The sequence below is a fragment of the uncultured Bacteroides sp. genome (assembly GCF_958445495.1).
Taxonomy (GTDB): domain Bacteria; phylum Bacteroidota; class Bacteroidia; order Bacteroidales; family Bacteroidaceae; genus Bacteroides.
Window position 1 is genome coordinate 131,393 of sequence record NZ_CAUCSQ010000002.1, and the last position, 14,229, is coordinate 145,621.

Here is a 14,229-nt window from a genome sequence, read left to right on the forward strand (position 1 = left end):
TCCGTAAGAATATCCGGAATATCCAGATTTTACCGCCGCAACCGCCCCGCCGCTTTCAAATAAGCTGCATAATTCACATAGAGCTGGAAATGGGCGTCCACTTTCGTCTGATAAGCCTGTTGCCAAAGCGCTTGCGCCTCCAGGTAATCCGAGAGGGTTTCCACTCCTGCCTCATACTGCTTGCCGCTGACTTTCATATTCTCTTCCGCTTGTTCCAGCGAACGTTCCGAAAGTTCCGTTTCCAGCCGGGCCTCATCCAGATTATTGGCAGCCTGCATCAACTCCAGCAACATCTTCTCACTAGCATTCTCTTGTTCCAGACGGGCTTGTGCCAGCTTCACTCTGGCAGACTTCACTTTATTCATACGTTCACCGAAATGGAACAAAGGGACAGAAACATTCAGGAATACGGAGAAAGCTCCCTTTTTCATCAATGTCTCGTCATTGATTTCCAGCCCGTGAAGATAATCGTAACTGCCCCTGACACCGACATGCGGTAACAGCTCGCTACGGTTCAGTTTTACCTCCTGCTCGGCAATAGCAATCTGTTTGTTCAATATCCCGTATTCGGGACGGGCGGTAATATCGGAAACCTGCGTTTTCCATTCCTGTTCCACTTGCGGGAAATCATCGGATATATCAATCTTTGCCGTCAAGGGCCGTCCGATGTAATGGCAAAGATTCATGCTCGCAAGCCGGAAGGCATTGTCCGCCTTCCGCAAAGAAAGCTCGCTCTCGTTGAGTTTCACCTGCACTTTCAGCACCTCATTCTGCGGCTTTACTCCATGCAGGCGGGCGCTCTTCACATTCCTGAAAAGCTCCGTCAGCAGGGTATGGTACTTCTCAGCCACTTTCTTCATTTCTTTCGCTTTCACTAATTGCACATAAGCTTTATCGGTATTCAGGATGACCTCCGAAGTAGCCAGGGCTTCGTTCAGATATGCCATCTCCTTTCCCAACAGCGACATTTTATAAGCGGCACGGATTTTCCCGCCCATATAAAGAGGCTGTTCCACCTGTACGCCGCCCGAATAAACGGTTCCGACCTTATAATCCAGATTCAGTCCGGGAAAATAGGCGAAACCGCCCGGCAACAGTTCTCCGGCCGGAGGATTAGGCAAGAAAACGGGAAGGTTTCCGCCCGCTATTCCCAGACTTCCGTCCGCCGTGCTGTAAATGCCTGTTCCGTTCACCGTGAAATCAGGGAAGAAATTGGCTTTATAACTAAGAGACATCAACCGGGCAGCCTCCGTCCGTTTATTGGCGGCAGCCATATCCTTATTATATTTCAGCGCCATCTCGCGGCATTGTTCCAGGCTCAGTTTCTCCTGTGCGGAAAGAGATGCCGGCGCTCCGGAGCATAACGCACCCGCTATTCCAATGGCTACAAGAATCTCCTTTTTCATTTGTCTGTCTTTTTTATATGAAAGAATAATGCATACAAAATCGGGATAAAAAGCAATGTTATCAGCGTGCCGAACAGCAACCCGCCCATGATAGAAGCCGCCAACGAACCGAACATGGCATCCGGCAGCAAGGGAATCATCCCCAGAATCGTAGTCAGCGAAGCCATCATCACGGGACGGAGACGGCTTTGCGAGCTGTCTGTCAATGCCGTCACCGGATCTGTGCCCCGGCTGATTTGCAGGGTGATTTCATCCATCAGCACAATGCCGTTCTTGATAATCATGCCGATTAGCCCCAGCGTGCCTACGATAGCGACGAAATTGAATGTCTTTCCGGTAATCAGCATTACGGCGACTACACCGACAAATACCAGCGGGATGGTGCAGAAGATGATAAGCGGTTTCCGGTAATCCTTAAACAGCATTATCAGGATGGAAATCATCAGAATGACGGCAAACGGGAAGTTCTTGAACAAATACTGCATCGACTTCGTACTGGCATTTTTCTCGCCTTGCCATTGAAGCCGGTAACCGTCAGGCAACGGAATCCGTTCGATTTGCGCGGCGACGGATTGCCGCGCTTTCTCCGTCTCCACTCCCGGAACGGGCGAACATTGCACCCGTTGGCTGCGTTGCCCGTTATAGCGGGGAATCACCGGGTCTTCCCATTTCACCTCAATCCGCTTGCAGATTTGTTTCAAGGGGGTCGTTCCCATCAGCGTTTCCACCAGCTCGTCTTTCGAAAGTGTCCCCGCTTTCAGTTTCATCATCATCTCCTGGGTCAGCAGGCCGTTCAGGGAAGGAAGAGACGAGAATACTTGCGTATTATCCAGATTCTCAATCGGATTTCCGTGTTCGTCCAGGCAACGCAGGTAGATATTGTCTTTGTGAATGCCTTCGTAGAAAGCCCCGACAGGAATGCCGCCGGTGGCTGTCAGCAATGAAAGGCTTACATCGTTCCGGCTCAGTCCGACGGCACGCGCCGCCGGCTGGTCATATTCGACAGTCAGTACCGGAACCTGCGGTTCCCAGTCCGTAGTAATCAGGTACACTTCCCGGCAATTCTCCATTATCCTACGGGCGCTGTCCGCCAACTGATGCAAAACGGCAGGGTCGGGACCGGTGAACTGCGCTTCGATGGGGTATTTCTTGAACATCAGGTTGTAACGGTTCATCTTGACGTAGGCATCCGGATAATGTGTCGAAAGATATTGCTGAATCTCCGCCATGTTGCCGACCAGCTCGTCCGGCGAGGTGAAGTCGATTATCAGCTCGCCGTATGACAAGGAAGGATTGGCTATGTTGCGCACCAGATTGTAACGGGCGGGAGTAGCGCCGACGGAAGTCGTGACATGTGTGATTTCCGGACGTTTTTTCAGATATGCTTCTATCTCTTCCAAGTCGCGCGCCACTCTGGTGGAATTGGTCCCTTCCGGCAGTTTGTATTCCATATAAAGCTGGTCGTAGACCATATCCGGGAAAAAGCCCTGTTTCATGAAACGGTAACCGAAAGCCGAAAGCAGCACCAAGGCAATCATGACAAACACGAAGCCCCAGCGATGCGCCAGGCTGAATCTCAACAACGAACGGAGCACGGCATACACTTTTCCTTCATACACGCGCTTCCCGGAAACGGCTGCCGCCGCAGATACTTCCGGATACAAAATCCGGTCGGCCATCAGCGGGACGTGCACCAGCGCCAGTACCCAACTGAGCAGCAGGGAGACAGCCAGCACGATAAACAAATCACGCGAATAGACACCTGCCGTATCGGGCGACATGAAAATAGGGAGGAAAGCGATAACGGCAATCAGGGTAGCGCCGAGCAGAGGCATCGCCGTCTGCCGACCGATGGCGGTCATCGCTTCCATCCGGCTTTTTCCGGCTTTCAAGTCTACCAGAATGCCGTCGATGATGACAATCGCATTATCCACCAGCATCCCCATGGCAAGCACGAACGACGCTAATGATACCCGTTGCATCGTACCGTCCATGAAATAGAGGAACAGAAAGGAACCGAATACGGTCACTACCAGGCTGACGCCGATAATGACCCCGCTCTTGAAACCCATCGCAATCATCAGGATAACGACTACGATAATCACGGATTCTACCAGGTTCAGAACGAACGTTCCCAAAGAACTGCCCACACGCTCCGGCTGGTAAAAAATCTTATGGCACTCCACTCCCGCCGGAAAACGTCCGGCTTTCAGTTGTTCCAGCTTCTTCTCTACCCGATGCCCCACTTTGATGATGTCTGCATCCGGAGAGGCGGCAACCATTATGCCTATCGCGCGCCTGCGGTCGTAAAACAATTCGTTGCGGACAGGGTTTTCATACCCTTTCTCAATGCGGGCGATATCGCTCAGCCTCAGTTGGTCGGCGTCATGTCCTTGAATCAGCATGCGCCCGATGTCCTCCACTGTCTTGAACTTGTCACTGACCGTCACCCGGATACGGTTGTCGCCGTTGTCATAATAGCCCGTATAGGTCGTCTTGTTCTGCCCGTTCAAAGTGGCAAGCACTTCGGCGGGTTTCACGCCCAGATTAGCCATCCGGTCTTGCAGAAGAGAGATATTGATGCATTCGGGACGTTTACCGTACAAATCGACCCGTTCCACCCCGTCCAGCTCGCTGACTTCCCGCTTCACGAGTTCCGAATAGTCAGACAATTCCCTGTCGGAAAGCCCGTCGCCTGTCAAAGCGAAAAACATGCCGTAGACATTTCCGAAATCATCTTTCACGACAGAAGTACCGGCGCCTTCGGGAAGTTCTGCCTGCACATCCGCCACTTTGCGGCGCAGCAAGTCCCAACACTGCTCCACATCCGTCTCTTTGACGGTTGTTTTCAACTCTACCTGAATCAGGGAAAGGTCGTTGTAGGAGTAACTCTCCACATTGTCGATATTCCCCATGGAACGGATACTTTTTTCCAGCACGTCTGTCACTTCCAACTCTACCTGGTGCGCGGATGCACCGGGATAGGCAGTGACTACCATAGCGAGCTTCACCGTTATTTCAGGGTCTTCCAGCTTGCTCATTTCATAACTGGAGTAGGCTCCGCCTGCAATCAGCACGGCGACCAGGAAGTAGATTAACTTCTTGTTTTCAAACGCCCATTTGCTAATGTCTGTCATAACAGCCCTCCCACATTCGTTTCAGCGGCCGGAAGAAACGGCTCCACCTGTTCTCCGTCTTTTATATGATGCACTCCCGAAACGACAACCAAATCACCGGGTTTCGCTTCGTCCGAAGTAATCAGACATCTGCCGTCACTCAACAGACGGGTCACGGTCACGTCGCAACGGCGGACAACATGGCTGGAAGCGTCGTAAAGGAAAATGCCCGTGCGTCCGTTCTCACGGAGAACCGCCCCGGCGGGGACTGACAAATCACGCATTTCCCCGCCGGTACACTCGATAGTAACCATCGTATTCATGCCGGGCGAAGGAACGGCACGCTTACCTTCCTTGTCCAGCCGGAGCCGCATCGTGTACAACTGATTGGCGTTGGCTTTGGGAGTGACACTTATCAGTTCCAAAGCATATCTTTGGCGGGGATAAACATCGAAGGTGCAATAATAGCGGGCAAATTGTTTCCGCCGGATATATTCCGCCGCCGGAAGGTTAATTTCCACCTCCGGAGTACTTTCACTGACCAGAGAGAGGACGGGCATACCGGCAGCCACCGTTTCATGGGAATCGAAGAGCCGTTTCTGTACATATCCGCTGAAGGGGGCGTACAGGCGGGTATATTCCAACTGGTCCTTGGCATGATGGTACTTGGCGGTTATCTGCTTCAACCCGTACACGGCTTTGTCATTGGCATCCGGTGTAGCCACATTTTCCTTATACAGCGCCATCACCCGTTCCGCTTCGGCCTTCACGCTCCGGTATTCCGCTTCTGCGGCATCTAGCTGAATCCGGTAATCTGCAGGGTCCAGTTCCGCCAACAGTTGTCCTTTACGCACATAAGCGCCGTCATCTACATGCATATGCTGAATCGTCCCGCTCACCCGGAACGCCAGGCTGATGTCCTGCGCCGCTTTCACCCGTCCGGGAAATTGCAAGACCGCTTGCTTGCCGGCAGGAAAAACGGTATCGATTTTCACGGCCGGTTTTCCGGCTGTATCCTGCGTACGCTGACTGCATGACGCCAACAGCGCCATAAGAAACACTGCCGGCAAAAAGTTTAATCGTTTCATATTTCCATCGGTTATTTTGTCTTTACAAAAGTATTCCAAGGAAACAGGCGGGGAAAGGTTGATTTAGATGATATATTGTTCTATTTGTATGTTATCCGTAACAAAAGCCCCGAATAGTTTGCGATTTGTAGTTATTTGTTTGTTATTTTGTAAAGATGTTTAATTGAAAGAAAGGAAAATATGGAACAATAGATACCGTTTAATTATGTGGCGATATCTCCGGAGGACGCTTCCATGAAAGAAGGATGTATCATTTCCGAAATCGACCAGTGCGGGCTTTTCCTCTGCCAGAAAGGACAGGCGGAAATTTTGCTGGGAGGCAGGCCTTATCTGATAAGCAAGGGGAATCTTTTCATCTATACGGCTGCCAACCTCCTGCAGGTATGCCGGAGGAGCGCGGATTTGAGGGGCGTCATGCTGGAAGTCAACCTGGATTATGTGGTACCGATAGTAAATAAGGTGGTGAATTCGGAAAACCTGCTGTACCTGCGGGAGAATCCTTGCCTGTCGCTCTCCGAGGAGCAGTATGTGTTTGTGGAGAGGCTGCTCAATGCGGTGGAACAGCGAATCCGCCGGGAAAGCGGCGGCAACGTTTCCTGCCAGAAGCAACATCTGACTTCGGAATTAATCAAGTCTTGGGGACAAGTGATATGTTATGAGTTGCTGAACATTTATTTCACCAACGAACCGCAGAACCCGTTGCCGCAAAATACAAAGGACAAGATTTTCCAGAATTTCATGATTGCCCTTTACCGGTATTACCACCAGGAACGCGACGTGAGTTTTTATGCGGACAAGCAATGCCTGTCCGCCCGTTATTTTTCTTCCGTCATCAAAGAGAAGTCAGGCAGCAGCGCCCTACAATGGATTATACAGACTGTCATCGCGGAAGCCAAGCAACTGCTCGAAAATACCGATTTGAGCATCAAGGAGATAGCGACGAGACTCAATTTCCCCACGCAGTCATTTTTCGGGAAATACTTCAAACAGTATGTCGGCGTTTCCCCGAAAGAATACCGCAACAGACCGGTCAGGCAGCCGCTTTCCTGAACTGGCGGAACTGCCACCAAAGCATGCATCCGGAGACGATGCTGGCGGCGAGGTCGGCGGCCGGCATGCTTGCCCAAACGCCCAACTGCCCGTAATAATGGGGCAAAACGAGCAGACAGGGAACCAGGAACAGCATTTGGCGGGTCAACGACAAGAAAATTGCCTTGCTTGCCATACCGATGCTCTGGAAGAAATTGGAAGTCACCATCTGGAAACCGACAATCGGGTAGAAAAGGACTACAATACGGAAACCTTTGGCGGAAATACCGATTAAGTCGGTATCCGAAGTAAAAATGGAAGACAGGGTTTCCGGAATGAACATGCCGATAAGGAAGCCGGCGGTAGTCACTGCGGTAGCGCAACAGATAGTCGCTTTCAAGACTTTAGTCACGCGGGGGTAAAGTTTCGCTCCGAAATTATACCCGGCAATGGGCTGCATTCCCTGATTCAGCCCCAGCACAATCATTATAAAGACAAAAACGATGCGGTTGACGATGCCGAACGCGCCGATAGCCAAATCGCCGCCGTGTTCTTTCAATCCCTGGTTAATCAGAATCACGATGAAGCAGGATGCCATATTCATCAGAAAGGGGGACATGCCGATGGCGAGCGAGTCGAATACGATTTTACGTTTCAAACGAAAGATGCCTTTTTTCAACCGTATCAGCTCGTCTTTGCGGGAAAACAGGTGAAGCTGCCAGAGTAACGCTATCAACTGGGCGCAAACCGTAGCTGTAGCGGCTCCCCGTATTCCCCAGTCGAAAACGAAAATGAACAGGGGGGCGAGCAATACGTTGATTACGACTGTCGTTATGGTGGCAATCATCGCTTTCTGCGGATGGCCGGAAGCCCGGAGCACCGCATTCAATCCCAAATACAAATGTGTGACGACATTGCCCAGCAAGATGACTTGCATGAACTCGCGGGCATATTTCACGGTTTCGTCGCTTCCTCCGAAAAAGTAAAGAATCGGGTCAAGAAAAGGAAGAATGATAACCGTAAAGGAGATGCCTATGATGAGGTTCAGGATAAACACGTTGCCCAATACCCGCTGCGCCGTATCGTAATCTTTCTGCCCCAGTTTGACCGAGACCAGCGTGGCCGCTCCCACGCCGACCAGCGAACCGAAAGCCGCCGCAAGGTTCATCAGCGGGAAAGTCAGCGCCAACCCGGAAATCGCCATCGCCCCGACTCCGTGTCCGATGAAAATACTGTCTACCATATTGTAAAGGGAAGATGCCGTCATGGCGATAATCGCCGGAATGGCATACTGCATCAAAAGCTTTCCGATTTTTTCCGTACCCAACGCAGTGGGTGTTTTCTGTCCTGTCATACCTATTAGTTTGAGGCTGCAAAGATACAAAAAAGAGACGGATTACGGGATATATAAGAAAAGTTTCGTATTTTTGCCTCCGAAATTGAGTTAATACATAACGAAATGAATATATTAGAACTAAGTGAACAGGAAATTATTCGACGTAACAGTCTGAATGAACTTCGTGCGATGGGTATTGAGCCGTACCCTGCTGCAGAGTATGTAACCAATGCTTTCTCTACAGATATAAAAGCTGAATTTAAAGACGAAGACGAACCGCGCCGGGTTTCCGTAGCGGGCCGTATCATGAGCCGCCGGGTGATGGGTAAAGCTTCATTTATCGAATTACAGGATTCCAAAGGCCGTATTCAGGTATATATCACACGGGACGACATTTGTCCGGGAGAGGATAAGGAAATGTACAACACGGTGTTCAAACGCCTGCTCGACTTAGGTGATTTTATCGGCATAGAAGGATTTGTATTCCGCACGCAAATGGGAGAAATCAGCATTCACGCCCAAAAACTGACTGTGCTCGCGAAATCCATCAAACCGCTGCCTATCGTAAAATATAAGGACGGCGTTGCTTACGATTCGTTTGAGGACCCCGAACTCCGTTATCGCCAACGTTATGTCGACCTGGTGGTTAACGACGGGGTAAAGGAGACTTTCCTGAAACGCGCCACCGTAGTGAAAACGTTGCGCAACGCACTGGACGAGGCCGGCTATACGGAAGTGGAGACTCCGATTCTGCAATCTATCGCCGGGGGAGCAAGCGCACGCCCGTTTATCACTCATCATAACTCACTGGACATAGACCTTTATCTGCGCATCGCAACGGAACTTTACCTGAAACGGCTGATTGTGGGCGGTTTTGAGGGTGTGTACGAAATCGGCAAGAATTTCCGCAACGAGGGCATGGACAAGAGCCATAACCCGGAGTTTACCTGCATGGAGCTTTATGTCCAGTATAAGGATTACAACTGGATGATGAGTTTTACCGAAAAGCTGCTGGAGCGTATCTGCATCGCCGTCAACGGAAGCACGGAGAGCGTCGTGGACGGAAAGACGATCAGTTTCAAGGCTCCTTACCGCCGTCTGCCCATCCTGGAGGCTATCAAGGAAAAAACCGGATATGACCTGAACGGCAAGGACGAGGAGGAAATCCGCCGGATTTGCAAGGAGCTGAACATGGAGGAAATAGACGATACGATGGGGAAAGGCAAGCTGATTGACGAAATTTTCGGTGAGTTCTGCGAGGGTTCTTACATCCAGCCGACTTTCATCACCGATTATCCGGTCGAGATGTCTCCGCTGACTAAAATGCACCGTTCGAAACCGGGACTGACCGAGCGTTTCGAACTGATGGTGAACGGGAAGGAGCTGGCAAATGCTTACTCGGAACTGAATGACCCTCTGGACCAGGAGGAACGTTTCAAGGAACAGATGCGCCTTGCGGACAAGGGAGACGACGAGGCTATGATTATCGACCAGGATTTCCTGCGGGCCTTGCAATACGGTATGCCTCCGACATCCGGCATCGGTATCGGCATCGACCGCCTGGTTATGCTGATGACGGGACAGACTACTATCCAAGAGGTGTTGTTCTTCCCGCAGATGCGTCCGGAAAAGGTGGTGAAAAAAGACGCCGCTTCCAAATATGCGGAACTGGGCATTGCCGAAGAATGGGTTCCGGTTATCCAGAAAGCCGGCTATAACACGGTTGAAGACATGAAAAACGTTAATGCACAGAAATTGCACCAGGATATCTGCGGCATCAACAAAAAATATAAATTAGAATTGACCAATCCGTCCGTAAACGACGTGACCGAGTGGATAAATAAGCTTACCAAATGAAACTACCCGGTAAGATAGCGATAATGGGCGGAGGAAGCTGGGCTACAGCCATCGCAAAGATGTGTCTGGCGCAGGAAGACTCTATAAATTGGTATATGCGGCGGGATGACCGCATTACCGATTTTAAGAGGCTCGGACATAATCCGGCCTATTTGACAGGGGTGAAATTCGATACGAAGCGCATCAATTTCAGTTCCAATATCAATGATATTGTAAAAGAATCGGATACGCTGATTTTTGTCACTCCTTCTCCTTATCTGAAAGCGCATTTGAAGAAGTTGAAAACAAAGATTAAGGATAAGTTCATCATCACCGCTATCAAAGGAATCGTACCCGATGACAATGTGATTGTATCGGAATATTTTACCAAGGAGTATGGGGTTCCACCCGAAAATATCGCCGTCTTGGCCGGTCCTTGCCACGCCGAGGAAGTGGCGCTGGAACGCCTTTCTTATCTGACTATCGCTTGTCCCGACAAGGATAAGGCACGTATCTTCGCCCGCCGCCTGGGCAGCAGTTTCATCAAGACGTCCGTCAGCGACGATGTGGCAGGTATCGAATACAGTTCGGTCCTCAAAAATGTGTATGCCATCGCCGCCGGTATTTGCAGCGGCCTGAAATACGGCGATAATTTCCAGGCTGTATTGATATCCAACGCCATCCAGGAGATGAACCGTTTCCTGAATACGGTACATCCGCTGAACAGAAACGTGGACGAATCTGTTTATCTGGGTGACTTGCTGGTGACCGGTTATTCGAATTTCAGCCGCAACCGGACGTTCGGGACGATGATTGGCAAAGGGTATTCGGTCAAAAGCGCGCAAATCGAGATGGAGATGATTGCCGAAGGTTACTACGGTACGAAATGTATCAAGGAAATCAACAAGCATCATCATGTCAACATGCCGATACTGGATGCTGTGTACAACATTCTTTATGAACGTATCTCACCGATGATTGAGATTAAGTTACTGACGGATTCTTTCAGATAATGATAACTCTAAATTTATAAAGATATGATTAGCTTGAACATTGAAAAGACTTTTGGATTTATCTCCAAAGAAAAGGTTTCCGCCTACGAAACCGAAGTAAAAGCCGCACAGGAAACGCTGGAAAAGGGAACTGGAAAAGGGAATGACTTTCTAGGCTGGCTTCATTTGCCTTCTTCTATCAGCAAAGAGCACCTGGCGGACCTGAACGCTACCGCACAAGTGTTGAGAGATAATTGCGAAGTGGTAATCATTGCCGGTATCGGCGGCAGTTATCTGGGTGCGCGTGCCGTGATTGAAGCGTTATCGAACAGTTTCACCTGGTTGCAGGAAAAGAAGGACGCTCCTGTCATGATTTATGCCGGACACAACATCAGCGAGGATTATCTGTTCGAACTTACCGAATATCTGAAAGGTAAAAAATTCGGTGTCATCAATATTTCCAAATCGGGAACGACGACCGAAACGGCTCTTGCTTTCCGTCTGTTGAAAAAACAATGTGAGGACCAAAGGGGCAAAGAGACGGCGAAAAAGGTTATCGTGGCCGTAACGGATGCCAAGAAAGGCGCTGCACGTGTCACTGCCGACAAGGAAGGATACAAAACTTTCATTATCCCCGACAATGTGGGCGGACGTTTCTCCGTACTGACTCCTGTGGGTCTGCTGCCGATTGCCGTAGCGGGATTCGATATTGAAAAGCTGGTTGCCGGCGCCGCCGATATGGAAAAGGCATGCGGGTCTAATGTTCCGTTTGCCGAGAACCCGGCTGCTGTTTACGCCGCTACCCGTAACGAGTTATACAGGAATGGAAAGAAAATCGAGATACTTGTCAATTTCTGCCCGAAACTGCATTATGTAAGCGAATGGTGGAAGCAACTTTACGGAGAGTCCGAAGGCAAGGATAACAAAGGTATCTTCCCGGCTTCGGTGGATTTCTCTACCGACCTCCACTCTATGGGACAATGGATTCAGGAAGGGGAACGTTCTATCTTTGAAACTGTCATCTCACTGGATCAGGTGGCTCATAAACTGGAAGTTCCGTTTGACGAGGCTAACCTGGACGGCCTGAACTTCTTGGCCGGCAAACGTGTGGACGAAGTGAACAAGATGGCTGAACTGGGCACGCAGTTGGCTCATGTAGACGGAGGCGTACCGAACATGCGTATCATTCTTCCGTCATTGGATGAGTACAATATCGGCGGATTACTGTATTTCTTTGAAAAGGCGTGCGGTATCAGCGGTTATCTGCTGGGGGTAAATCCTTTTAACCAACCGGGTGTAGAAGCATACAAGAAGAATATGTTCGCCCTGCTGGACAAACCGGGGTATGAAGAAGAGGCGAAGGCTATCCGCGCAAGATTGTAAATTCGTGCCTGGTATATTAAGAGGCTGTTTTTCACAGGCCTGTTTCCCTGTCAAGGAATAGGGATGTCCTGTTAAAATAAAAAGATGAAAGGGTGTGCCGGCACTAAACTGAGCACTCTGAAAAGTTACGGATTGTAACAAGTAAACGAAGAAAGAACTGTATCAAACTTGTTTTCGAGTAATGATACGGTTCTTTTTATGCTTGAAGGGGGTAATCAGAAAAACAGATGATAAAGATATAAAAATATCAGAAATTGAGCCGGCTCTAGGTTTTATTGAGTCGGATACGCTTAAAGAATATTGTCAAAGTTTTGAAAGGAGTGAACGAAATCGTCTTCATGTTTTTTTCTTTTTCAGAACTCGCTCAACAGATGCGGTTGAAGGAATCTCCCCAAATAAACGGCGAATAATCTTGCCGTACGCCATGTATGTTCACCGTTCATCATATATCATTTATTCATTTATACCTTCACTGCAAAGTTTCTCTCTTCCACCGTTTTACCGTTCATCGTCTTTTTCTTCCTTTTTGGTTTTCAAGCCGATTTCTTCCTGTGCGCCCTCACACTCGGCTTTGGAAGAGAGATAGAAAGCTAATTTCACGTCACCGTTTTGGTCGATGTTTCTGATGGTGGCCCTTACCAGAATCCGGGTTTGGGTCACTCCGTCTTTAAACCGCAACTGGCCGTCTTCCTCATTCGTCAGGTTTCCTTCGGTAGACACTTCTGTCTTTTCATAAACAAGCTCGGTAAGCACTTCATCGTCATTCTGAAGCTTAAAAGTCTTGAGTTCGGCTCCGTTCCCGTCTAAGAGTAAGAAAGCGTCCACTTTATCACCGACTTTCAAGGCCGGCAGGCTCTCCATCCGATTGGCGTAGTCTTCTCCTTTGAAATCTTCACCGGACGGCTCTGTATTCACATACAATCTTTCAATCATGATGACAGGGCTCTCCCCGTTATTATCAGAACAAGCGCCTAAAAACAATGGCAGCAGAAACAATACTCTCTTTTTCATGCTATCGACAAGTTTTATGATGCTGCAAAAATACATATAATCTTCTAAATGACAAATAATTGGATGCTTAATCATTCAAAAGCTTTACTTACAACTATCTGCAGGTTTTATCCTATCTCTCATTTTTTATCGTTATCTTTGCGAGAGTATATATCTCAGACTGAAAATATTAAACGTTTAAATAGATAATGGAATGGTGCAAAGTTTATTAAGAAAATCTGCCGGCCTCATGCTGCTGTTATGCAGCTTATCGCTGTTGACCGTTTTGACAAGCGGTTGCCAGGAGGCGAAATTAAAGGCTGTAATTAAAATCGCAAACAAACAGTGTCCACTAGATATGGGTGAAGCCGGCAAGATTACCAGCATTGTCTATGACGGGGAAAATGTGGTGTACAGCTTTCATGTCAATGAAAAGATTACCGATATCGAAATCCTGAGAAACAATCCGGAAAGTATGAAGTTGTCTATGGAAACCATGTTCCGGAACCCTGCCCCGGACGTGAAAAAGATGCTTGACCTGATGGTTGAATGCAACGCGGGGCTGCAAATGATTTTCATAGGGCAGGACCCGGAAAACAGAACGACTTGCGAACTGACGGCTGCGGAAATCAAGAAGGTTCTCAATACGGATACGGACGTTGCGGAAAGTAACCGGGCAAAGCTGGAATCACAGATTAAAATGGCGAATCTGCAATTTCCGATGAAAGCCAGCGAAGATATCACGATTGAGAAGATGGAGCTCAGCGATGAGTCGGTAATCTATATATGCCGCGTTGACGAAAACTTATCCGATATCGGCTTGATTAAAGAAAATGCGGCAACGGTGAAACAGAATATCATATCGGAACTGTCCAAACAGACCGACCCGGCTACCCGGCTGTTTATCCAAACATGCATCAACTGTAACAAAAACATAGCGTACAGATACATCGGAAATAAATCCGGCGTTCAATATGATATGGTAATCACTACGCCCGAATTGAATGAAATGATAACCAAAAAATAACAGACTGTAAAGATTTTGCTATTTAC

At 48.9% G+C, this 14,229-nt stretch carries 10 protein-coding genes; 5 read left to right on the plus strand and 5 right to left on the minus strand.

Translation table 11 applies throughout. From position 1 onward, the window contains the following. Positions 1-29: 29 nt before the first annotated feature. The 3 genes from Q5076_RS01485 to Q5076_RS01495 are packed head-to-tail and all read right to left on the minus strand — an operon-like array spanning position 30 to position 5,610. Positions 30-1,406 (minus strand): TolC family protein, encoded by a 1,377-nt coding sequence (locus Q5076_RS01485; RefSeq protein ID WP_303010456.1) that lies wholly within the window; start codon positions 1,404-1,406, stop codon positions 30-32. Beyond that, positions 1,403-4,543 (minus strand): efflux RND transporter permease subunit, encoded by a 3,141-nt coding sequence (locus tag Q5076_RS01490; protein WP_303010457.1) that lies wholly within the window; start codon positions 4,541-4,543, stop codon positions 1,403-1,405. The genes Q5076_RS01485 and Q5076_RS01490 overlap by 4 nt, the downstream gene beginning before the upstream one ends. Continuing rightward, positions 4,540-5,610: an efflux RND transporter periplasmic adaptor subunit gene (locus Q5076_RS01495; RefSeq protein WP_303010458.1), complete on the minus strand. Its 1,071-nt coding sequence runs from the start codon at positions 5,608-5,610 to the stop codon at positions 4,540-4,542. The genes Q5076_RS01490 and Q5076_RS01495 overlap by 4 nt, the downstream gene beginning before the upstream one ends. 234 nt (positions 5,611-5,844) lie before the next feature. Between Q5076_RS01495 and Q5076_RS01500 the strand changes: the two genes are divergently transcribed. Next, the gene (locus tag Q5076_RS01500; RefSeq protein WP_303010543.1) at positions 5,845-6,660 is read left to right on the plus strand and encodes a helix-turn-helix domain-containing protein; all 816 of its coding nucleotides are present in this window, start codon (positions 5,845-5,847) and stop codon (positions 6,658-6,660) included. Here the strand turns inward: Q5076_RS01500 and Q5076_RS01505 are convergent. Continuing rightward, positions 6,641-7,993 (minus strand): MATE family efflux transporter, encoded by a 1,353-nt coding sequence (locus Q5076_RS01505; protein ID WP_303010459.1) that lies wholly within the window; start codon positions 7,991-7,993, stop codon positions 6,641-6,643. The genes Q5076_RS01500 and Q5076_RS01505 overlap by 20 nt on opposite strands. Positions 7,994-8,098: 105 nt before the next feature. On the opposite strand from Q5076_RS01505, the gene lysS reads away from it, so the two are divergent. Genes lysS through Q5076_RS01520 form a run of 3 tightly spaced genes read left to right on the plus strand, consistent with a single transcriptional unit; the run spans position 8,099 to position 12,186 of the window. Continuing rightward, positions 8,099-9,832 (plus strand): lysine--tRNA ligase, encoded by a 1,734-nt coding sequence (gene lysS, locus Q5076_RS01510; protein ID WP_303010460.1) that lies wholly within the window; start codon positions 8,099-8,101, stop codon positions 9,830-9,832. Further along, complete coding sequence (locus tag Q5076_RS01515; protein ID WP_303010461.1) at positions 9,829-10,824, plus strand: NAD(P)H-dependent glycerol-3-phosphate dehydrogenase; 996 nt, start codon at positions 9,829-9,831, stop codon at positions 10,822-10,824. The genes lysS and Q5076_RS01515 overlap by 4 nt, the downstream gene beginning before the upstream one ends. A gap of 24 nt (positions 10,825-10,848) precedes the next feature. Continuing rightward, positions 10,849-12,186: a glucose-6-phosphate isomerase gene (locus tag Q5076_RS01520; protein WP_303010462.1), complete on the plus strand. Its 1,338-nt coding sequence runs from the start codon at positions 10,849-10,851 to the stop codon at positions 12,184-12,186. Positions 12,187-12,684: 498 nt separating this feature from the next. Here Q5076_RS01520 and Q5076_RS01525 read toward each other — a convergent pair whose 3' ends face one another. Next, positions 12,685-13,197 carry a DUF5035 domain-containing protein gene (locus Q5076_RS01525; protein WP_303010463.1) on the minus strand — a complete coding sequence of 171 codons (513 nt, stop codon included), beginning with the start codon at positions 13,195-13,197 and terminating at the stop codon, positions 12,685-12,687. Positions 13,198-13,390: 193 nt separating this feature from the next. Between Q5076_RS01525 and Q5076_RS01530 the strand changes: the two genes are divergently transcribed. Continuing rightward, positions 13,391-14,203, plus strand: a complete 813-nt coding sequence (locus Q5076_RS01530; protein ID WP_303010464.1) for a hypothetical protein — start codon at positions 13,391-13,393, stop codon at positions 14,201-14,203. Positions 14,204-14,229: the final 26 nt, after the last annotated feature.

What these genes read in the sequence shown, in the direction of transcription:
- Q5076_RS01485 (WP_303010456.1), bottom strand. Translation starts at nt 1,406, where the DNA reads ATGAAAAAGGAGATTCTTGTAGCCATTGGAATAGCGGGTGCGTTATGC.
- Q5076_RS01500 (WP_303010543.1), top strand. Translation starts at nt 5,845, where the DNA reads ATGAAAGAAGGATGTATCATTTCCGAAATCGACCAGTGCGGGCTTTTC.
- Q5076_RS01505 (WP_303010459.1), bottom strand. Translation starts at nt 7,993, where the DNA reads ATGACAGGACAGAAAACACCCACTGCGTTGGGTACGGAAAAAATCGGA.
- Q5076_RS01515 (WP_303010461.1), top strand. Translation starts at nt 9,829, where the DNA reads ATGAAACTACCCGGTAAGATAGCGATAATGGGCGGAGGAAGCTGGGCT.
- Q5076_RS01495 (WP_303010458.1), bottom strand. Translation starts at nt 5,610, where the DNA reads ATGAAACGATTAAACTTTTTGCCGGCAGTGTTTCTTATGGCGCTGTTG.
- Q5076_RS01530 (WP_303010464.1), top strand. Translation starts at nt 13,391, where the DNA reads ATGGTGCAAAGTTTATTAAGAAAATCTGCCGGCCTCATGCTGCTGTTA.
- Q5076_RS01525 (WP_303010463.1), bottom strand. Translation starts at nt 13,197, where the DNA reads ATGAAAAAGAGAGTATTGTTTCTGCTGCCATTGTTTTTAGGCGCTTGT.
- Q5076_RS01490 (WP_303010457.1), bottom strand. Translation starts at nt 4,543, where the DNA reads ATGACAGACATTAGCAAATGGGCGTTTGAAAACAAGAAGTTAATCTAC.
- lysS (WP_303010460.1), top strand. Translation starts at nt 8,099, where the DNA reads ATGAATATATTAGAACTAAGTGAACAGGAAATTATTCGACGTAACAGT.
- Q5076_RS01520 (WP_303010462.1), top strand. Translation starts at nt 10,849, where the DNA reads ATGATTAGCTTGAACATTGAAAAGACTTTTGGATTTATCTCCAAAGAA.